Raw genomic sequence first — 21013 nt, forward strand, 5'->3', positions numbered from 1 at the left:
GGGAGCATGATCTTTCGGAAAACCGCTACACACTTTTCCGGATCATGCTCTACGCCGCCTCGGCCGGGGGCGGCGCCTCGTACGTCTTGAAATGATCGATCATGACCTTGGCGATGGCGACAAGTGGCAGCGCCAGGGCCAGGCCCCAGATTCCGAAGACGACGCCGAGCAGGATCTGGAACGCGAACAGCGTGGCCGGCGGGATGTCCAGCGCCTGGCGCTGGAGCAGCGGCGTCAGCACGTAGCTCTCCATCGCATGCACGCCGAGGAACAGAATCAGCGCCGATAGTGCCGGAATCCAGCCCGAGGCGAGGCTCGCCAGCACCACGACAACGCCGGCGATGATGGCGCCGACGGTCGGGATGAAGGCGAGCAGGCCGGCCTGGATTCCCAGGATGAACGAGCCGGGGATGCCGATGATGGCAAGCCCGATCCAGGTCACGACGCCGACCGCAAGCATGACGATGATCTGCGCGATCAGCCAGCGCTCCAGCGTCTCGCCGATCCGGTCAATGATCAGCGTCGCGCGGAGGCGATGCTTGGCCGGTGCGAGGAACAGCAGCCCGTCGTGGTAGACGCCTGGTTGGGCTGCGAAGGCGAGCCCCAGGAAAAGCACGATAAAAATATTGCCGACGGCGCTGATCGCGCCGAACAGCAGCTTGAAGGTCTGGCTCACGATCGCCCCGCCGTTGGAGGCTAGTGCGCCTGCGCCCGGCAATGGGGCACGTGTGTTCGAGTTCGGCGGAGGGGCCGACGGCGTATCGGCCGAGGTCGAGGGGGCGGCGGAGCTTGCATTGCCGAGATCGAAGACGCTGGTGTCGATGCCGTGGTTCTCCAGGAACGACCTGACATGCGAGATCTGCGACTTGATGGTGTTGCTGAGCACCGAGGCCTGCTCGGCAATGGTCGCGCCGCCGAGATAGGCGACACCTGCAAACAATGCCGCAAGGACGAAACAAACAATCGCAAGCCGCACCGCATGCGGCAGGTGCACGCGGCGCCCGAGCGCATTGGTCAGCGCGTTGAGGCCGACGCCGAGCAGCATGCCGGTGAAGATCAGGAGCAGGGTGGTGGCAAAGTACCAGGTGAAGACGAGTGCCGCGGAGAACAGGACGACGGCGATGCCGCCGACGGCAACGGCCCAAGCCATGCCCCGCGTCAGATCGGAGCCGGTTTTTGACTGTTCATCTCTGGAGACGCTCACATCATGTCCTTTCGGGGCGGGCACGGGCACTCTTTCGTGAAATCAGACCGGCGATCAAGCCGGGGCCGGTGCGCCGGATCGAAGCGCCCGGGCGCCTTGCGACCAATGCCGCGGCTCTGACAGGGCGCCCAGGGCCCATTTGCGCAAAAATAGCATTGCCGTCCCGCGATCCGCTCTGTTGAATTTGTTCCATCCGAGGGGCATGTTTGAAGAATCTTCTTACGGGGAGGTCGGAACGGGAGATGAGAAAGCCGGTCGTCGGCGTGATCGGGAACGCCCATCGCGTCGAAAATCGATTTCAGGTTCAGATGGTCGGCGAGCGCAATTTGCGCGCCGTGGCCGAGGTTTCCGGCGGCCTGCCGGTGATGTTCGCGGGTGCGCCCGATATCACCGATATCGCCGCTCTGCTCGATACCGTCGACGGCATCGTGCTGACGGGGGCCCGCGCCAACGTGCATCCGACCCGCTTCAATGTCGACCCCTGCGAGAAGCACGAGCCTTATGATATCCATCGCGACGAGGTCGCGCTGGCGCTTTCGGTCGCCTGCGTCTCGCGCGGCATTCCGCTGTTCGGCATTTGCCGTGGCCTGCAGGAGATGAACGTCGCCTTCGGGGGCTCGCTGCATCCCGAGATCCGCGAGATCCCCGGCCGCATGAACCACCGCATGCCCCGGCTCGAGAATGGCGAGATCCATCCCGACCCGACCGTGGTGTTCGCCGACCGTCACGACGTCGATCTCACGCCGGGCGGCGCGTTCGCCAAGCTCCTCGGCTGTGAGAAGATCCGGGTCAATTCGCTGCACGGGCAAGGCATCCTCGACCCCGGCAAGCGCGTGCTGATCGAAGGCGTCGCCGAGGACGGCACCATCGAGGCGATCCGCATTGCGGAAGCGCCGACCTTCGCGCTCGGCGTGCAATGGCACGCCGAATACGATCCGCAGCGCAATCCGATCAACCGAAAGCTGTTCGAGGCTTTCGGGGAAGCGATGGTGGCGAAGCAGAGGGCTGCGGCGTAACTCGCAGGTGAGAGGCCGCACGGCCTGCTCTCGCGCGGCCGCCACGGCGAAATTTGCGACTTGTCCGCCGAAGCCTCGGCGAAGGCGGAAGCAATCCGGAGTTTCTCCGTGACGGAGTTCGGGATTACGTCGTTCGAATAACCGATCGGCAAGAATTGGCTCGCACTGATTTTCGCGATTCCGATTCGTTCTTTGGGAACGAAATGGAGTCAGATGCAGAACGAAAAATAGCCGCCGCGCCTTCGCGTTCTTGCGACAGATTTCGCCCGAGCTTTGGTTTCTTTTCGCGCCTCTTCGGAAAAGTAAGGCCGGCCCGCGTTGCGCACGCATCCGGAATGACGGCGAGCGTCGTCCGCGACACGAGCGCCGCCGTACGTCCCCGCCCATTGCATCGCACAATCGCAATCGCGAGCGACAGACCTCCGGATTGAGGTTTGCCTGACGGCCACCATATCTTCGCCAAGGGAGCCCTTGCCGTGCAGATCATGAAGGCGGCCCTCGTTGCGACAATCGGCATCGTCGCTTGTCTTGCCTGTCTCCGTCCCGGCTCAGCGGAGGATCAGCGCCGTCTTGCACTCACCGTCACGATCGACGGCGCCATCGGGCCGGCGTCGGCGAGCTATGTGAAGGAGGCGCTGGCCAAGGCAGGCGAGCGACGCGCCGAGATCGTCATTCTTCGCATGAATACCCCCGGCGGCCTGAACTCCAGCATGCGCGAGATCATCGCGGATGTGCTCGGCTCGACCGTTCCTGTCGCCGGCTATGTCGCACCGGCCGGCGCCCATGCGGCAAGCGCCGGGACCTATATTCTCTATGCGACTCATATCGCGGCGATGGCGCCGGGCACCAATATCGGTGCCGCGACGCCGGTGCAGATTGGCGGATCGCTTCCGGGCTTGCCGAGCGGCACGCCTGACAAGGACAGCAAGGACAAGAAGGACGAGCCGAAGGATGCGATGACGGCAAAGGTAACGAACGATGCCGTCGCCTTCATCCGCAGCCTCGCCGAACTGCGCGGCCGCAATGCTGATTGGGCGGAGAAGGCGGTCCGCGAAGCCGCGACGCTGTCCGCCAACGGCGCGTTGCAGGCGCACGCGATCGACCTCGTCGCGCGCGACGAGGTCGACCTGCTCAGGCAGATCGACGGTCGCGTGGTCGAGCTCGGCGGCGGCACGACGCAGCGGCTAGCAACGCAGGATGCCATCATCGAAGCCGTCGATCCCGGCCGGATCTCCCGATTCCTTGCGGTCATCACCGATCCCAACGTCGCGTTCATCCTCCTGATGGTCGGAATCTACGGCCTCGTCTTCGAGTTCATGTCGCCCGGGACGGTTGCTCCGGGCGTGGTCGGAACGATCTGCCTGCTGCTTGGCCTCTATGCCCTCAATATGCTGCCGATCAATTATGCCGGGCTCGGCCTGATGCTGGTCGGCATCGCGCTGCTTGCCATCGAGGCCTTCAATCCGACCGTCGTGATCGGCCTTGGAGGCGTCGTCGCCTTTGTGCTGGGCGCCATCATGCTGGTGCGGGTCGAATCGCCCAGCTACCGGCTGTCGTGGTCGGTCATCGCCATTGTCGCGGCGATCTTCGCCGGGTTTGTTCTGGTCGTGCTCGGCGCGCTCAGGCGTGCCCGCCGCGGTGCGCCACGGGTCGGCGCGCAAGCCATGCTTGGCCTGATCGCCGAGGTGCTCGACTGGAACGAGACCGAGGGGCACGTCTTCACGCATGGCGAACGCTGGCAAGCGCGCGGCGCCGATAGCTTCAAGCCCGGAGAGAGGGTCGAGGTCGCCAACATCGTCGACTTGACCCTGGTGGTTCGGCGGCCGAACGGCGAGGGAGGTCAAGTCTGATGTTCGAATATTCGCTTTATGCAGCGCTTGCGCTGATCGTCATCCTGTTTCTCACCCAGGCCGTTCGCATCCTCAGGGAATATGAGCGCGGCGTCATCTTCACGCTCGGCCGCTTCACCGGGGTGAAAGGGCCGGGCCTCGTCATCCTCATTCCGGTCGCGCAGCAGCTCGTCAAGGTCGACCTCAGGGTGATGGTGCAGGTCGTGCCGCCCCAGGACGTGATTTCGCGCGACAACGTCTCGGTCAAGGTCAACGCCGTCCTTTACTTCCGCATCGTTGATCCCGAGCGCGCCATAATCAAGGTCGGCGACTACATGGCCGCGACCAGTCAGCTTGCCCAGACCACGTTGCGCTCGGTGCTTGGCAAGCACGAGCTCGACGAGATGCTCGCCGAACGCGACAGGTTGAACGCCGACATCCAGGAAATCCTCGACAAGCAGACCGACGTCTGGGGCATCAAGGTGACCGGAATCGAGATCAAGGACATCGATATCAACGAGACCATGGTGCGCGCGATCGCCAAGCAGGCCGAAGCGGAACGGTTGCGGCGCGCCAAGGTAATCAATGCGATGGGCGAACAGCAGGCCGCCGAAAAGCTGGTCGAGGCCGGCCGCATTCTCGCGCAGGAGCCGCAGGCGATGCAGCTGCGCTACTTCGCGGCGCTGCACGACATCGCCGGCGAGCGGTCGTCGACCATCGTGTTTCCGCTGCCGACGGGATTGCTCGATTATTTTACGTCGCGGCGTGACACGACGTGAGTGTGGATCGACGGCACGATGGTGCGTAGCGAATCTCTCGGGTCGAATAAACCAATCAGCAAGGATTGGTTCGTGCCGATTTTCGCGATTCCGATTCGTTCTTTGAGAACGAAGTGGAGTCAGATGCAGAACGAAAGTTGAGTCGATCGCTCAAAACAAAAGGCGCCCGATGGGGCGCCTTTCGCGTGTCGTGATATCGAGCCGCTTAGCCCGAATAGTACATCTCGAACTCGACCGGATGCGGGGTCATCTCGAAGCGGGCGACTTCGGTCATCTTCAGCTCGATGTAAGCGTCGATGAAGTCGTCGTCGAACACGCCGCCGTTCTTGAGGAAGCCGCGGTCCTTGTCGAGGTTCTCCAGCGCCTCGCGCAGCGAACCGCAGACGGTCGGGATCTGCTTCAGCTCTTCCTTCGGCAGATCGTAGAGGTCCTTGTCCATCGCCGGACCCGGATCGATCTTGTTCTTGATGCCGTCGAGGCCAGCCATCAGCATCGCGGCGAAGCCGAGATAGGGATTGGCGAGCGGATCGGGGAAGCGCACCTCGACACGCTTGGCCTTCGGCGAAGCGGTGTAGGGGATGCGGCAGGAGGCCGAGCGGTTGCGCGCGGAGTAGGCGAGCAGCACGGGGGCCTCATAGCCCGGGACCAGACGCTTGTACGAGTTGGTCGACGGGTTGGTGAAGGCGTTGATCGCCTTGGCGTGCTTGATGATGCCGCCGATATAGTGGAGGCAGGTCTCCGACAGGTCGGCGTACTTGTTGCCGGCGAACACCGGCTTGCCGTCCTTCCAGATCGACTGGTGCACGTGCATGCCCGAGCCGTTGTCGCCATAGACCGGCTTTGGCATGAAGGTGGCAGTCTTGCCGTAGATGTGCGCGACCTGGTGGATGCAGTATTTGTAGATCTGCAAATGGTCGGCCATCAGCGTCAGCGTGTCGAACTTCATGCCGAGCTCGTGCTGGGCCGAAGCGACCTCGTGGTGATGCTTCTCGACCTTGACGCCCATCTTGGCCATGGCGCCGAGCATCTCCGAGCGCATGTCCTGCACCGAGTCCTGCGGGGGCACGGGGAAGTAGCCGCTCTTGGTGCGGACGCGGTGGCCGAGATTGCCGCCTTCATATTCGGTGTCGGAGTTGATCGGCAGCTCCGAGGAATCGAGACGGAAGCCAGTCTTGTAGGGATCGGACGAATAGCGCACGTCGTCGAACACGAAGAACTCGGCTTCGGGGCCGACGAACACGCTGTCGCCCACGCCCATCGACTTGACCATGGCCTCCGCCTTCTTGGCGATGCCGCGGGGGTCGCGGTTGTAGGGCTCGCCGGTGGTCGGCTCGAGCACGTCGCAAGTGATGACCATGGTGGTTTCGGCGAAGAACGGATCGATCGTCGCGGTCACCGGATCTGGCATCAGGCACATGTCTGACTCGTTGATCGCCTTCCAGCCGGCGATCGAGGAGCCGTCGAACATGGTTCCTTCGGCGAAAATGTCCTCGTCGATCATGCTGACGTCGAACGTCACGTGCTGCCACTTGCCGCGCGGATCGGTGAAGCGCAGGTCGACGTATTTGACGTCGTTGTCCTTGATCGATTTCAGGACGTCTTTGGCGGTCTTCATGCATACCCCTTTTGGCTCTGCGGGTCGGTTTCCAGATGAGCAGATTCGTTCTCGCTTTCGGCGAGTTTGGCGCAACCGCACAAACGAAATCAGGCCGCCGAAGCAGCCTTTTTTCTTTCAGAGTGTCGCAAAATTCGGGATAGCACCCGGCTCAGATAGCGTCCAGCCCGGATTCGCCGGTTCGGATGCGGATCGCCTCTTCGATATTGGAGACGAAAATCTTGCCGTCGCCGATGCGACCGGTCTGTGCGGCGCGGCGGATCGCATCAATCGCACGCTCGACCAGGTCGTCGCCGATCACGATCTCGATCTTCACCTTGGGCAGGAAGTCGACGATGTATTCTGCGCCGCGGTAGAGCTCGGCGTGGCCCTTCTGGCGACCAAAACCCTTCGCCTCGGTCACTGTGATGCCCTGGAGACCAACTTCCTGGAGCGCTTCCTTCACCTCGTCGAGCTTGAACGGCTTGATGATGGCTTCGATTTTCTTCACTGCGCGCCTCCCGGCATTTCGATCAAATAGCAACGTCTTCGTCAGGATGCGCTTGTGTCACGCACGATTTTGTCCTCGTCATGCCGGGACCTGACCAGCCTGGCAACAACGGCCGGCCACACCCAGAATATGCCAGTGAGCACGACGAACCGAAGCGGCTTCCTCGAAAGCAGGGTCTATGCCAAGTTGCAAATGCCCTGGATATTGGAGCGTTATCAGCCTTTTAACGAGCATCTCTGATAGGTGGAGCCGATTGGCTCAAAATACCGCAGACTACGAAATAGGCAAACGGTTCAATATCTGTGCAATCGAATGTTCCGCCGGGTGTATCGGCACGGAACGTGCCTGTTGAAAGGGCGTTTGGACCAGGGAAGTGGCATGGAAGTACTGACCAACGCTGAGATGCAGCGGGCTGACCAGCTCAGCATTGCGGCAGGCACGCCGGGCTTCAAGCTGATGCTGAGCGCCGGCCAGGTGGTTGCGGAGGCCGCCAATGCGCTGGTGGAGGAGGGGCCGATCCTGATCGTCGCCGGTCCCGGCAACAATGGCGGCGACGGTTTTGTCGCAGCTGCCGAGCTCGCTGCACAGGGCCGCGAGGTCTCGGTCATCCTGATGTGCGAGCGCGACCAGCTCCAGGGCGATGCAGCCTCGGCTGCGCGCGGCTGGAAGCATCCGGTGCTCCCGTTCAATCCGCAGGCGATCGGAAAGCCCGCGCTGATCATCGATGCACTGTTCGGCGCGGGCCTCAGCCGCTCCGTCGATGGCGAGGCGCGCGCGATGATCGAGGCGATCAACGCCAACGGTGCCCCGGTGCTTGCGGTCGACCTGCCGAGCGGTATCAACGGCACCAGCGCGGCGGTGATGGGCATGGCGGTGAATGCCACCGAGACCGTCACCTTCTTTCGCAAGAAGCCCGCACATCTCCTGTTGCCCGGCCGCATGCATTGCGGCCGCGTGCGCGTCGCCGATATCGGCATCGACGCACAGGTGCTCGACGAGATCGCGCCGACGATTTTTGAGAACGATCCGGACTTCTGGGGCGCCGCTTTCCCGGTGCCGCGTATCGACGGCCACAAATATGCCCGCGGCCATGTGCTGGCGGTATCGGGCGACGCTGCGGCGACCGGCGCTGCACGGCTTGCTGCCCGCGGGAGCTTGCGCGCCGGCGCGGGTCTCGTGACGCTGGCGACCCCGCGCGATGCGCTTGCGATCAACGCAAGCGCGCTGACATCAGTGATGGTTCGCCCCGTGGACACCGCGATCGAGTTCGGCGAGCTGCTTGGGGACATCAGGTACAACACCTGCATGATCGGGCCCGGCGCGGGCGTTGGTGAGCGCACCCGCGACATGGTCCACACCGCGCTCACCGCGCAACGCCATCTGGTGCTCGACGCCGATGCACTGACGAGCTTTGCCGCAAAACCCGAGCGGCTGTTTGAATCGATCAAGTCGTCGCAGGACACAGGCGTGGTGCTGACGCCGCACGAGGGCGAGTTTCCGCGGCTGTTCTCCGATCTCAGCAACAAGACTCCGGGTCGCTCGAAGCTCGAGCGCGTGCGTGCCGCGGCCGAACGCTGCGGCGCTGTCGTGCTATTGAAGGGCCCTGACACCACGATCGCCGCGCCCGACGGCCGCGCCACCATCGCCGCCAATGCGCCGCCCTGGCTCGCCACCGCCGGCGCCGGCGACGTGCTCTCGGGCATCATTGCAGGGCTCCTCGCGCAGGGCGTACCGGCGTTCGAGGCCGCCAGCATCGGCGTCTGGATGCACGGCGAGGCTGCTAGCGAAGCAGGGCCGGGGCTGATCGCCGAAGATCTCACCGAGACACTGCCTGCGGTGCATCGGCGCATCTATAGCGCACTCGGGATCGAGTATTGATGCTGAGACAGCTCGCGCTCACCGATATGGCTGCGGCGGCGCAAGTCCATCGGATCGCGTTTGATCATGCAATGCCGTGGCTCGTCGGGCTGCACACGCCGGATGAAGACCGCTGGTTTTATCGCGAGCTGGTTTTCCCGGCCTGCCGCGTGTGGGGACGTTTCGACGGCGATCAGCTCTGCGGCATTATCGCCTTTCGCGACGGTTGGATCGAACAGCTCTATGTCCATCCCGCCGCGCATGGCCGCGGCATCGGCACCGAACTTCTCAACAGCGCCAAGGCCGCGAACAAGCGGCTCGAGCTCTGGACCTTCCAGCGCAACGCACCGGCGCGGCGCTTCTACGAGGCGCGTGGGTTCACTCTGGCCGAGCAGACCGACGGGGCGCGGAACGAGGAGAGGGAGCCCGACGCTCGGTATGTCTGGTCGCGCTAGGGCCGATAGCTCACTCCACTCCGTACCAGCGCACCAGCCGCGGTGCGGCCCAGTCGGTCACGACGGATTCGATTAGCCATCGCCCTGGCGATGTCGCGGCAAAGGCGATGCGTTCGGTCTGGCCGGGCTCGATGGCGAGCGTGTCGAGCCAGTAGGGCTTCCAGCCGTCGTCGAGCTTGTCGAGCAGGCGGAAATGATGGCCATGCAAAGAGAAGACGGTGGCGACGGGGGCAGGGTTCTTCAAGGCCAGCACGACGGTGCGGCTGGCCTTGGTGCGGAAGGCGGGGTCAGAGGCCGTAGAGAAGTCTGCCGTCCGCGCCCATCCGGTGTCGGGCACACCAAGCGCGACATCCAGCCGCAGGGCCCCTTTGAGGTCGAGCTTTTCGGGCAGATCGTTCGACGGCAGCGGTCGCGGTGGCAGGAGAGGCGCACGCCGCTCGAACCAGCCGGTGACCATGAGGGCCCCAATCCGGCGCGCCTCCTTGCCATCGTGCAGCAGGAACTGGGCCGATCTGGCTGTATCCACAAAAGCGTCGGCGCGCGCACCTGGGGCCAGCACCAGAGCGCCGTTGCGCGCCGGGAACGGTTCGGCGGGCTGGCCGTCCAAGGCCATGACTTGGACTTCGTGGCCCTCCAATTTGATCGCCAGAACAGAACGTTGCGAGCCATTGATAAAGCGCAGCCGCAGCCGCTGGTTGCCCAAGGCTGAGAGTTCGAATGAAGTCTGCCCGTTGATCGTATAGAGCGGCGTGCTGTCTTTGGGATCCTGGCCCGGCGGGACCGCAGTGCCATCCGGCCGCAGGCGCCATTCCTCGATCAGCAGGACCTCGTCGCGATCGACGGAGACGGGCCCTGTCTCCTCGGCAATGATCGGAAGCGGCCGCGCGGGCTGCTTCAGTTGGTCTTCGAATAGCCGGAAGTCAGTCAGCAGGGTTCCCGCGCTTGATATTGAAATCGTTGATGTTTCCGTGGCTCCTGGGGCTGTGGGCGCGCGTCCCCGTTGGGGGTCGGCCACGGCTGCGCCGTTCAAACCGTACCAGGCTGGCGCAAGTGGCACAGGCAGGTCGTTTCGAAACACCACTTCGCAGAGGTCGCCGCGCCTGAGATGGACGCCCTTGGTGTGACTTGCGGCGGCAAGTTCCCAGATCGGCGTAGCGCGTTGGCCAGGCCTCAGGTCCAGGGATGCGGGCTTGGCCTGAAGGAGGACTTGGGCCGTCGGGAGCGGGGCTGCGGCGCCGGCCACGAACCCGGCCGCCGGGGCTCCGAGGGAGGCTCCCAGCCCGGCCAGAACCTGACGCCGATCAGGGGCAAAAATCCGCTGTCTCATGCTGCGATCCGGACCACGCGGCGCTGGATAAGTCCAGCCATCGTGCCTACTTGAAGGCTGCCTCCATCAGGCCATTTTTTTGCTGCGAACAGTCGGGCACATGCTATAAGCCCGGCCGCCCGCGGCATCGCGGCCGGTCTTGATGCAACTTCACGCGGGCGTGGCGGAACTGGTAGACGCGCTGGATTTAGGTTCCAGTGACGAAAGTTGTGGGGGTTCGAGTCCCTCCGCCCGCACCAAGCGCTTATCGCGTTTGCACGGATTACTGAGGGGCCTTGGCTCCCGTGCGGAAGTTATTCCGTCTGGGGCCGGGCTCGATGAACCACCGGCGTTGAGGCGTTTGCCTCGCGCTGGATCGATTAATGACAGCGTCCCGACGCGGGTAGCGTTGCCGGGACCGAACGAGAAGAAGATTGGACGCCATGCAGGTCACAGAAACCCTCTCGGAAGGTTTGAAGCACGAGTTCAAGATCAGCGTTCCCGCGTCTGATCTCGACGCCAAGGCCGGCGCCAAGCTCGTTGACCTCAAGGACAAGGTGCGCCTCAACGGCTTCCGTCCCGGCAAGGTGCCGGTCACTCACCTCAAGAAGGTCTATGGCCGCTCGGTGATGGCCGAGACCATCGACCAGACCATCCGCGACACCAACACCCAGCTGTTTTCCGAACGCGGTTTCAAGCTCGCGACCGAGCCTAAGATCACGATGCCGACCGAGCAGGCCGAGGTCGAAGAGCTGCTGAGCGGCAAGACCGATCTGACCTATACGGTTGCGATCGAAGTTGTGCCCGCCATTGCGCTTGCCGACTTCAAGTCCTTCCAGGTCGAGAAGCCCGTCGCCGACGTGTCCGATTCGGACGTCGACGAGGCGATCAAGCGCATCGCCGACACCAACCGCGGCTATGCCGCCAAGGCCGAGGGCGAGAAGGCCGCTTCCGGCGACCGCGTCACCATCAACTTCAAGGGCACCATCAACGGCGAAGCCTTCGAGGGCGGTACCGGTGAGGGCATTCAGGTCGCGATCGGTTCCAACACCTTCATTCCGGGCTTCGAGGAGCAGCTGATCGGCATCGGCGCGAACGAGACGCGCACGCTGAAAGTGTCGTTCCCCAAGAACTACATGAGCGAGAAGCTCGCGGGCCAGCCGGCCGAGTTCGAGACCACTGCGACGCTGATCGAAGCGCCGCAGGACATCACGATCGACGACGAGTTCGCCAAGACGCTCGGCCTGGAATCGCTCGACAAGCTCAAGGAAGCTGCGCGCGAGCGTCTGGCTGCCGAGTTCGCCGGTGCGACGCGCCAGCGCGTCAAGCGTGCGCTGCTCGACCGCCTCGACGAGGCGCATCGCTTCGAGGCGCCGCCCTCGCTCGTCGACGAGGAGTTCAATCTGATGTGGAACTCGGTCAAGGCCGAGATGGACTCCGCCGGTAAGACCTTTGCCGACGAGGATACCACCGAGGACAAGGCCAAGGAGGAGTACCGCAAGATCGCCGACCGCCGTGTGCGCCTCGGTCTCGTGCTCTCGGAGATCGGCGAGAAGAACAAGATCACCGTGACCGACGACGAGGTCGGCCGCGCCGTGATCGAGCGTGCGCGCCAGATGCCGGGCCGCGAGAAGGAAGTCTGGGACTTCTATCGCAACAATGCCCAGGCATTGGCCCAGCTTCGTGCACCGATCTATGAGGACAAGGTCGTCGACTTCATCCTCGAGCTTGCCAACGTGACCGAGAAGAAGGTCTCGCGCGAGGACCTGTACAAGGACGACGAGGAAAAGACTGCAGCCTGAAGGCTTTGACGCAGTCTTCTATTAAGGATGATCAGCGAACGGGCCCAGCTAGCCAGATGGCCGGCTGGGCCTTTTTGCGAGAATCAGCTTCAAGTGCCGCAAAGGGCCCGATGGATTAAGCCTTAATTCGCTCCGCACTTGTCTGGCGCGAATTGGGCTATATCTGTCGGTACCTACGCGTTCTACCTCTACCAACTTCCTGCATCACGGGACGTCCATCGGCCTTCCGGCACATCCAGTCCGACTGGCAGCCAAGACTGGCGATGTCCGCCTCTAAAACCCTAGGTGACTCATGCGCGATCCGGTTGAAACTTACATGAACCTCGTGCCCATGGTGGTCGAGCAAACCAACCGTGGCGAGCGCGCCTACGACATTTTCTCGCGCCTGTTGAAAGAGCGCATCATTTTCCTGACCGGTCCGGTCGAGGACGGCATGTCGACGCTGGTCGTCGCGCAGTTGTTGTTCCTCGAAGCGGAGAATCCGAAGAAGGAAATCTCGATGTACATCAACTCGCCGGGTGGCGTGGTGACGTCGGGTCTTGCGATCTACGACACCATGCAGTTCATCCGCCCGCCGGTCTCGACGCTGTGCACCGGCCAGGCTGCTTCGATGGGCTCGCTGCTGCTCGCCGCCGGCGCGAAGGACATGCGCTTCTCGCTGCCGAACGCGCGCATCATGGTGCATCAGCCCTCCGGCGGCTTCCAGGGCCAGGCCACCGACATCATGTTGCACGCGCAGGAAATCCTGAACCTGAAGAAGCGGCTCAACGAGATCTACGTGAAGCACACCGGCCAGACCTACAAGTCGATCGAAGACGCGCTGGAACGCGACAAGTTCCTGACCGCGAACGACGCCAAGGAGTTCGGTCTGGTCGACAGGGTCATCGACAAGCGCGCCGAAGAGGCCGCGCCTGCGAAGACCCCGTAGCACTACCGGGACTGCGACGGCGATCCCCGAAATGAGCGGAGATTGCCAGAACGACGTTCACGTCGGGAACGCGTTCGCGAGGGCGCAAAAAGCCCATTTTTGCGCCCTGCGGCAAGCAGAAAGTTCCGCTTTCGTGCTCGTTTTTCGTGGTAATCCAGCAACGTCGGGGTGATTTCGGTCACTTCACCCGTGCCAAGACCTGAAATCACGGTATTGTAACGGGTAGCCGACGACCCCCGATTAGCGAATTCTTGATAGTCGGGTGACAGCATGGTTGGCTACGATTGATCGGCTATGATCGCGGAGAATCGAGTGACCGTGATTCGCACGGGATGTAACGCGTAGGGTCTTTTTTGGTACGGAATTTGCTCTATTTGAGTCCCTTGCCCGCCAACGTTTCGGGATGGGACGATCGAGCGGACGGATCGAACCGCGGACGGAGACATGAATGAGTAAGGTCGGCACGAGCGACTCCAAGAACACGCTATATTGCTCGTTCTGCGGCAAGAGCCAGCACGAAGTCCGCAAACTGATCGCGGGTCCCACGGTCTTCATCTGCGACGAGTGCGTCGAGCTCTGCATGGACATCATCCGCGAGGAGAACAAGTCCTCGCTGGTCAAGTCGCGCGACGGCATTCCGACGCCGAAGGAAATCTGCAAGGTCCTGGACGATTACGTCATCGGTCAGAGCCATGCGAAGAAGGTCCTGTCGGTCGCGGTGCACAACCACTACAAGCGCCTCAACCATCAGACCAAGCACAACGACGTCGAGCTCGCGAAGTCGAACATCCTGTTGATCGGTCCGACCGGCTCGGGCAAGACGCTGCTCGCGCAGACGCTTGCCCGCATCCTGGACGTGCCGTTCACGATGGCGGATGCGACCACGCTGACCGAAGCCGGCTATGTCGGTGAGGACGTCGAGAACATCATCCTGAAGCTGCTCCAGGCCGCCGACTACAATGTCGAGCGCGCCCAGCGCGGCATCGTCTACATCGACGAAATCGACAAGATCAGCCGCAAGTCCGACAATCCCTCGATCACGCGCGACGTGTCGGGTGAGGGCGTGCAGCAGGCGCTGCTGAAGATCATGGAAGGCACGGTGGCTTCGGTCCCGCCGCAGGGCGGCCGCAAGCATCCCCAGCAGGAATTCCTGCAGGTGGATACCACCAACATCCTGTTCATCTGCGGCGGTGCATTCGCCGGCCTCGAGAAGATCATCTCGGCGCGCGGCCGGTCCACCTCGATTGGTTTCGCCGCCCAGGTGATGGCGCCGGAAGACCGCCGTACCGGCGAGATCTTCCGTCACGTCGAGCCTGAGGATCTCTTGAAGTACGGTCTCATCCCCGAATTCGTCGGTCGTCTGCCCGTCGTGGCGACGCTCGAGGATCTGGACGAGACCTCGCTGAAGAAGATCCTCACCGAGCCGAAGAACGCGCTGGTGAAGCAGTACCAGCGGCTGTTCGAGATGGAGAACATCGAGCTGACCTTCGCCGACGAGGCGCTTGGCGCGGTTGCCCGCAAGGCGATCGAGCGCAAGACCGGCGCGCGTGGTCTGCGTTCGATCCTCGAAGCGATCCTGCTCGAGACCATGTTCGACCTGCCGGGCCTGGAAGGTGTGGAAGAAGTCGTGATTTCCCGCGAAGTTGTGGAAGGCACGGCGCGTCCGCTCTACATCTACGCCGATCGGACCGATCGCGCGGTCGAGAACGCCAGCGCCTGATTTCCCGGCGCTGGATCGCTTCCCGTCGTCTTTCACAGTAGCGGCTGCGGACATGTATTCCGCAGCCGGAATTGCGTCGCTTACCCACGTGCGTAAGCGCCTGATGGCGCGTGTTTTTCAATGACTTGACACCCCCCCGGTCGATAGCCACCTAATGTCGGCGGCGAGCGAGAATTCTGTTCAAGATTCGCCTCTGTTTCGATCCGGCAAGCCCGGTCCAACCTACGAAGGGTAGACCGGTTTTGTGGATCACCTCGGCACCTTGTGGCGGTTGCGCACCGGATGCGGGCTGCGTGCGAGGGGGCAAAGCAAAAGGAAAAGGCCATGACTAATCCAAAACCCCGGCCAACCATCGTCCATGGCGAGACGCACGCTTATCCCGTGTTGCCGCTGCGCGATATCGTCGTCTTCCCGCACATGATCGTTCCGCTCTTCGTCGGTCGCGAGAAGTCGATCCGCGCGCTCGAAGAGGTGATGAAGAACGATGCGCTGATCATGCTCGCGACGCAGAAGAACGCGTCCGACGATGATCCGGCGCCCGATGCCATTTACGAGACCGGTACGCTTGCCAGCGTGCTGCAGCTCCTGAAGCTCCCCGATGGCACCGTGAAGGTGCTGGTCGAAGGGCTCGAGCGCGCACGCGTGTCAAAATACACCGATCGCGCCGACTATTATGAAGCCACCGCCGTTGCGCTCGCCGACACCGATGCGAAGTCGGTCGAGGCGGAAGCGTTGGCGCGCTCCGTCGTGTCCGACTTCGAGAGCTATGTGAAGCTCAACAAGAAGATCTCGGCCGAGGTCGTCGGCGTCGTGCAGGCGATCACCGATTTCGCCAAGCTCGCCGACACCGTTGCTTCGCATCTCGCGGTCAAGATCGCGGATCGGCAGGGCATCCTCGAGACGCTGTCCGTCACCACGCGCCTGGAGAAGGTGCTGGGCCTGATGGAGAGCGAGATCTCGGTGCTGCAGGTCGAGAAGCGCATCCGCTCGCGCGTCAAGCGCCAGATGGAGAAGACCCAGCGCGAGTATTATCTCAACGAGCAGATGAAGGCGATCCAGAAGGAGCTCGGCGACGACGACGGTCGCGACGAGCTCGCCGATCTCGAAGAGAAGATCGCCAAGACCAAGCTCTCCAAGGAAGCGCGCGACAAGGCGCAGCATGAATTGAAGAAGCTGCGCCAGATGTCGCCGATGTCCGCGGAAGCGACCGTCGTGCGCAACTATCTGGATTGGCTGCTGTCGATCCCGTGGAACAAGAAGTCCAAGGTGAAGAAGGACCTGGAGCAGGCGCAGGCCATCCTGGACTCCGATCACTATGGTCTTGAGAAGGTCAAGGAACGTATCGTCGAGTATCTCGCGGTGCAGTCGCGCGCCAACAAGCTGACGGGCCCGATCCTTTGCCTCGTCGGACCTCCCGGCGTCGGCAAGACCTCGCTCGGCAAGTCGATCGCGAAGGCGACCGGCCGCGAGTTCGTGCGCGTGTCACTCGGCGGCGTGCGCGACGAAGCCGAGATCCGCGGTCACCGCCGCACCTATATCGGCTCGATGCCCGGCAAGATCATCCAATCGATGCGGAAGGCGAAGTCGTCCAATCCGCTGTTCCTGCTGGACGAGATCGACAAGATGGGCGCCGATTTCCGCGGCGATCCGTCCTCGGCCTTGCTCGAGGTCCTTGATCCCGAGCAGAACGGGACGTTCGCCGACCACTATCTGGAGGTCGACTACGATCTGTCCAACGTCATGTTCATCACGACCGCGAATACGCTCAATATTCCCGGCCCGCTGATGGACCGCATGGAGATCATCCGGATCGCGGGTTACACCGAGAACGAGAAGGTCGAGATCGCGCGCAAGCACCTGATCCCGAACGCGGTGTCCAAGCATGGCCTGGACTCCAAGGAATTCTCGATCGACGACGACGCGCTGCTGCTGTTGATCCGCCGCTACACCCGCGAAGCGGGCGTGCGTAACCTGGAGCGTGAGCTCTCCACACTCGCCCGCAAGGCGGTGAAGGAGCTGATGATCTCCAAGAAGAAGTCGGTCAAGGTCACCGAGAAGACTCTGGAAGAGCTGCTCGGCGTGCCGAAGTACCGCTTCGGCGAGATCGAGAGCGAGCCGCAGGTCGGCATCGTCACCGGCCTTGCCTGGACCGATGTCGGCGGCGAGCTGCTGACCATCGAAGGCGTCATGATGCCCGGCAAGGGCAAGATGACGGTCACCGGCAATCTGCGTGACGTCATGAAGGAATCGATCTCGGCGGCGGCGTCCTACGTCCGCTCCCGCGCGATCACCTACGGCATCGAGCCGCCGCTGTTCGACCGGCGCGACATCCACGTGCACGTGCCCGAGGGCGCGACGCCGAAGGATGGTCCGTCGGCGGGCGTGGCCATGGCCACCGCGATCATCTCGGTCATGACCGGCATTCCGGTCCGCCACGATGTCGCGATGACCGGCGAGATCACGCTGCGCGGTCGCGTGCTGCCAATCGGCGGCCTGAAGGAGAAGCTGCTGGCTGCGGCCCGCGGCGGCATCAAGACGGTGCTCATCCCCGAGGACAACGCCAAGGATCTGACGGAGATTTCCGATGCGATCAAGGGTGGCATGGAGATCATCCCGGTTTCCCGTCTCGATGACGTCATCGCCAAGGCGCTGGTGAAGAAGCCCGTGCCGATCGTCTGGGAAGAGGACACCAAGGTGACGGTGAAGCCGGACGGGGATGAGGCCGCCGGCGGCCTGACCGCCCACTGAGATCGCAGATCGAAAAGATGATAAAACGGCGCCTCCGGGCGCCGTTTTTGCTTTGGGAGAAGGGACGATCGTGATGCAGGTCGATGGGCAATGCCATTGCGGCAAGATCACTTTTGAGGCCGAGATCGATCCTGAGGCGGTCTCGGTCTGTCATTGCCGTGACTGCCAGGCCCTCACGGGATCGCCGTTCCGGGTGACCGCCATCTGCACCGCTGATGACGTCAAGCTCACCGGCGGCTCGCCCAAGATCTATGGCAAGCGTGGCGATAACGGCCGAATGCGCTTCCAGCACTTCTGCGGCGAGTGCGGTTCCCCGCTGTTCACCAACGGTGAAGGTGACCAGGCCGACGACTGGGGCATCCGCTGGGGCTCGATCCGCCAGCGCGATAAATTGCGCCCCGTCAGGCAGATCTGGTGCCAGTCGGCGGCTGTGTGGATCGACGCGGTGCCGTTGCTGCCGGGCCGGCCAGCGGACTAAGGGGTTTGCCCAGCCGAAGCTCGTTGCCCAAAGCCCGCCTTCGCCTAACGGCTTCGGCGCGGCACCTTCACTCGCTTCGCGTCAATGAAGTTCCTGGCTGGCTTGCCTAGCCGTAGCCCGCGAAGCGGGCGAAGGCTGGTGGGCGGTCACGGATTCGAACCGCGGACCCTCTCGGTGTAAACGAGATGCTCTAACCAGCTGAGCTAACCGCCCCTCGGCGCCTCTTTAGCCCTCCGGCGGGTGTTGGAGCAAGGGGGGGCTGTGGTGAACAGACCGGCCAGCGCGGCCTTATTCGGCCGAGCGGTTTCCTCCGAAACCGTCCTTCCTCCGCGACTACGCGCTGATTTCCGCGATGAGGCTGGACGTTGCCGGGAACTCCGGCGACACTCCGGCCTTATTCGATATTGTTCCCAACCCTTATTGCGCCGTTCGATGCTGCGTATCGATGGTGATATTGCGCAGAACTATTGTCCGCCGGCGCCGCAGCCGCCGGAGGCGCGGTTGCGGCTGTTCAGGCTGCTCGCGACGCTGAAGCGCAATCCTCTGGAATGCTGGAGTGCGGAGTTCTTTCGCGAGCCCATCGCCAGGGTAGGACTGCCCTTTACCGACGCCTTTCTGGTGCACGATCCCGCTGCCATCAGGCACGTGCTGGTCGACAATGCCGATAACTACCGCAAGGACCCAATTCAGCGCCGCATTCTGGCGAGCGGTCTTGCGGATGGGCTGTTGAGCGTAGAGGACGCGCGCTGGGAAACGCAGCGGCGCATGCTCGCGCCGCTGTTTGCCCGACGCGCGGTGGCGGCGTTCACGGAAGCGATCCTCACAGCCGTCGACCGGTTGACGGCGCGTTGGCGCAGCCGGGGCCCCGGGGCGGCCTTCGACGTCGCGGCCGAGATGGCGCTGCTCACGCTTGACGTGCTCGCACTCACGATCTTCTCGGATGGCATCGCGGGCGATTACGACGAATTCCGCAGTGCGATGAATGCCTATTTTGCGGTGATCGGACGGATTGGCGCGCTTGACCTGCTCGGTGTGCCGCAATCAGTGCCGCGCCCCGGACGGGCCCGGCTGCGGCGGACCCTGGACTATTTCGAAGGCATCATCGACCGCATCATCGATACGCGTCGGCGCGTGCTTGCCGGCTTGCCGGCCGGGGAGGGGCCATCCGATCTCCTCACGCCGCTGCTGCGTGCACTCGATCCCTCGACCGGTCAATCGCTGTCGCTTGCCGAGGTGCGCTCCAACATTCTCACCTTCCTGTCGGCAGGTCACGAGACGACCGCGAACGCGCTGAGCTGGTCGATCTTCCTGCTGTCGCAGTCGCCCGACTGGCGCTACCGCGTGCGGGAGGAGGCGGCGCGCGAACTCGCTGGACCCGTGGAAGGCCTCACCGACCGGCTGGTTGTGACCAGGGCGGTGGTCGAGGAGGCGCTGCGGCTTTATCCGCCGATCGCCGCATTGAGCCGGATGACAAAGGACGCCGACATGCTGGGTGGCGTCGCGGTGAAGCCTCGTTCGCTGATCGTCATTGCGCCCTATGTGTTGCACCGGCATCTCCTGCTGTGGGAGCAACCCAATGCGTTCGATCCAGCGCGCTTCATGCCGGCGCGCCGCGGCACGATCGGACGGTTTGCATATCTGCCCTTCGGCATCGGCCCGCGCATCTGCATCGGCGCCTCGTTCGCGTTGCAGGAGGCGACGATCGCGCTTGCCGCACTCATGCAGCGCTTCGACATCATGCTCTCGCCGGATGCCAAAGTTTGGCCCTTGCAGAAAATTACGCTAAGGCCGGAGAGCGGCTTGCCGATGCGCGTAACCCCACGCGATTGCGGGGAGCGGCCGGTCTTACATGAATGAAGAATAGAGGGACTGATGGAATCGCCCACCGGACACGAGAAAAACGCCGACCAGATCGCCTATTGGAACGGGCCCAGCGGGCAGCGCTGGGCCGATCGGCATGCGGCACAGGAGACCATCCTCGGGCCGATCGCGGAGGTCCTGATCGACCGCGCCAGGCCCAGGCCGGGCGAGCGCGTTATCGACGTCGGCTGCGGCTCGGGTGCGACCACCTTTGCTTTCGCGAAGGCTGTTGCGCCCGATGGCTTCGCCCTCGGCCTCGATGTGTCCGAGCCGATGCTGTCGCAGGCGAGAGCGTTTGCGCCAAAGGGGCTGCCGGTCGATTTCGTGCTGGCGGATGCGACGGTGTATCCCTTTGAGTCGGCGAGCTTCGATCTGCTCGCCTCACGCTTCGGCGTGATGTTCTTTGCCGATCCGATTGCGTCCTTCACCAATCTTCGCCGCGCGCTGAAGGCGACGGGACGACTTGCGTTCGTCTGCTGGCGCGAGCCGAAGGAAAATCCGTGGATGATGGCGCCGCTGATGGCGGTCTACAAGCACGTGCCGAAGATGCCGCCGGTCGGGCCGGAGGAGCCGGGCCCGTTCGCGTTTGCTTCCGAGGAGCGCGTGATGCGCATTCTGAAGGGCGCGGGCTTCGTCGACGTGGCGATGGAGCCGCATAATCTGCCGATGGACATCGCCATCGGCGGCGGGCTCGACGCTGCCGTCGACGGCTCCTTGCAGATCGGCCCCGCCAGCCGTGCGCTGCAGGGCCATTCGCCGGAGACGGTCGCTGCGGCCAAGGCGTCGATCCGCGAGACGCTCGCGCCGTTCGTGAAGGGGCAGAACGTGGCGCTGCAGGGCGCGATCTGGATCGTGACGGCGAGGGCGGGGTAGACGACCGCCGCTCTCTCCACCGTCATTGCGAGGAGCTCGCGACAAAATTGCTT

The 21013-nt window shown here is 63.3% G+C and carries 16 protein-coding genes and 2 tRNA genes; 13 read left to right on the forward strand and 5 right to left on the reverse strand.

What is annotated here, in order from left to right:
* Positions 1 to 49: 49 nt before the first annotated feature.
* A complete protein-coding gene (locus L6639_RS12625; protein ID WP_249798162.1) occupies positions 50 to 1150 on the reverse strand; it encodes an AI-2E family transporter in 1101 nt (366 codons plus the stop codon).
* A gap of 296 nt (positions 1151 to 1446) precedes the next feature.
* Between L6639_RS12625 and L6639_RS12630 the strand changes: the two genes are divergently transcribed.
* The 3 genes from L6639_RS12630 to L6639_RS12640 all read left to right on the forward strand — a co-directional run bounded on the left by L6639_RS12630 (position 1447) and on the right by L6639_RS12640 (position 4828).
* The gene (locus L6639_RS12630) at positions 1447 to 2220 is read left to right on the forward strand and encodes a gamma-glutamyl-gamma-aminobutyrate hydrolase family protein (RefSeq protein ID WP_237861832.1); all 774 of its coding nucleotides are present in this window, start codon (positions 1447 to 1449) and stop codon (positions 2218 to 2220) included.
* 476 nt (positions 2221 to 2696) lie between these two features.
* Positions 2697 to 4070, forward strand: coding sequence for an NfeD family protein (locus tag L6639_RS12635; RefSeq protein WP_237862560.1), 1374 nt, complete (start codon positions 2697 to 2699; stop codon positions 4068 to 4070).
* Positions 4070 to 4828: a slipin family protein gene (locus tag L6639_RS12640; protein WP_377818674.1), complete on the forward strand. Its 759-nt coding sequence runs from the start codon at positions 4070 to 4072 to the stop codon at positions 4826 to 4828. The genes L6639_RS12635 and L6639_RS12640 overlap by 1 nt, the downstream gene beginning before the upstream one ends.
* A gap of 205 nt (positions 4829 to 5033) precedes the next feature.
* Here L6639_RS12640 and glnA read toward each other — a convergent pair whose 3' ends face one another.
* Both glnA and L6639_RS12650 read right to left on the reverse strand, forming a co-directional pair.
* On the reverse strand, positions 5034 to 6443 hold the full coding sequence (glnA, locus tag L6639_RS12645) for a type I glutamate--ammonia ligase (RefSeq protein WP_237861834.1): 1410 nt from the start codon (positions 6441 to 6443) through the stop codon (positions 5034 to 5036).
* A 151-nt stretch (positions 6444 to 6594) separates the two neighbouring features.
* The gene (locus L6639_RS12650) at positions 6595 to 6933 is read right to left on the reverse strand and encodes a P-II family nitrogen regulator (protein WP_007603495.1); all 339 of its coding nucleotides are present in this window, start codon (positions 6931 to 6933) and stop codon (positions 6595 to 6597) included.
* A 378-nt stretch (positions 6934 to 7311) separates the two neighbouring features.
* Between L6639_RS12650 and L6639_RS12655 the strand changes: the two genes are divergently transcribed.
* On the forward strand, positions 7312 to 8811 hold the full coding sequence (locus tag L6639_RS12655) for an NAD(P)H-hydrate dehydratase (protein ID WP_237861836.1): 1500 nt from the start codon (positions 7312 to 7314) through the stop codon (positions 8809 to 8811).
* Positions 8811 to 9245: a GNAT family N-acetyltransferase gene (locus L6639_RS12660; RefSeq protein ID WP_237861838.1), complete on the forward strand. Its 435-nt coding sequence runs from the start codon at positions 8811 to 8813 to the stop codon at positions 9243 to 9245. Before L6639_RS12655 ends, L6639_RS12660 begins: the two co-directional genes overlap by 1 nt.
* A 10-nt stretch (positions 9246 to 9255) precedes the next feature.
* Here L6639_RS12660 and L6639_RS12665 read toward each other — a convergent pair whose 3' ends face one another.
* Positions 9256 to 10572 (reverse strand): multicopper oxidase domain-containing protein, encoded by a 1317-nt coding sequence (locus L6639_RS12665; protein ID WP_237861840.1) that lies wholly within the window; start codon positions 10570 to 10572, stop codon positions 9256 to 9258.
* A gap of 154 nt (positions 10573 to 10726) precedes the next feature.
* On the opposite strand from L6639_RS12665, the gene L6639_RS12670 reads away from it, so the two are divergent.
* From L6639_RS12670 to L6639_RS12695, 6 genes are all read left to right on the forward strand, one after another.
* Positions 10727 to 10811 (forward strand) — tRNA-Leu (locus tag L6639_RS12670).
* A 183-nt stretch (positions 10812 to 10994) separates the two neighbouring features.
* Positions 10995 to 12353, forward strand: a complete 1359-nt coding sequence (gene tig / locus L6639_RS12675) for a trigger factor (RefSeq protein WP_237861842.1) — start codon at positions 10995 to 10997, stop codon at positions 12351 to 12353.
* Between the two features lie 292 nt (positions 12354 to 12645).
* Positions 12646 to 13281, forward strand: a complete 636-nt coding sequence (locus L6639_RS12680; RefSeq protein ID WP_237861844.1) for an ATP-dependent Clp protease proteolytic subunit — start codon at positions 12646 to 12648, stop codon at positions 13279 to 13281.
* Between the two features lie 448 nt (positions 13282 to 13729).
* Positions 13730 to 15001, forward strand: a complete 1272-nt coding sequence (gene clpX, locus L6639_RS12685; RefSeq protein ID WP_018642420.1) for an ATP-dependent Clp protease ATP-binding subunit ClpX — start codon at positions 13730 to 13732, stop codon at positions 14999 to 15001.
* A 324-nt stretch (positions 15002 to 15325) separates the two neighbouring features.
* A complete protein-coding gene (lon, locus tag L6639_RS12690; RefSeq protein ID WP_237861846.1) occupies positions 15326 to 17749 on the forward strand; it encodes an endopeptidase La in 2424 nt (807 codons plus the stop codon).
* A 73-nt stretch (positions 17750 to 17822) separates the two neighbouring features.
* Positions 17823 to 18227, forward strand: coding sequence for a GFA family protein (locus L6639_RS12695; protein WP_237862562.1), 405 nt, complete (start codon positions 17823 to 17825; stop codon positions 18225 to 18227).
* 136 nt (positions 18228 to 18363) lie between these two features.
* Here the strand turns inward: L6639_RS12695 and L6639_RS12700 are convergent.
* Positions 18364 to 18440: transfer RNA gene (locus L6639_RS12700), tRNA-Val, on the reverse strand.
* Between the two features lie 219 nt (positions 18441 to 18659).
* Here L6639_RS12700 and L6639_RS12705 point away from each other — a divergent pair.
* Together L6639_RS12705 and L6639_RS12710 are read left to right on the forward strand one after the other, a co-directional pair.
* The gene (locus tag L6639_RS12705; protein WP_237861848.1) at positions 18660 to 20084 is read left to right on the forward strand and encodes a cytochrome P450; all 1425 of its coding nucleotides are present in this window, start codon (positions 18660 to 18662) and stop codon (positions 20082 to 20084) included.
* A 15-nt stretch (positions 20085 to 20099) separates the two neighbouring features.
* Positions 20100 to 20960, forward strand: coding sequence for a class I SAM-dependent methyltransferase (locus L6639_RS12710; protein WP_237861850.1), 861 nt, complete (start codon positions 20100 to 20102; stop codon positions 20958 to 20960).
* Positions 20961 to 21013 lie beyond the last annotated feature (53 nt).

It is taken from the genome of Bradyrhizobium zhengyangense, from assembly GCF_022012555.1.
Classification (GTDB): Bacteria; Pseudomonadota; Alphaproteobacteria; order Rhizobiales; family Xanthobacteraceae; genus Bradyrhizobium; species Bradyrhizobium zhengyangense.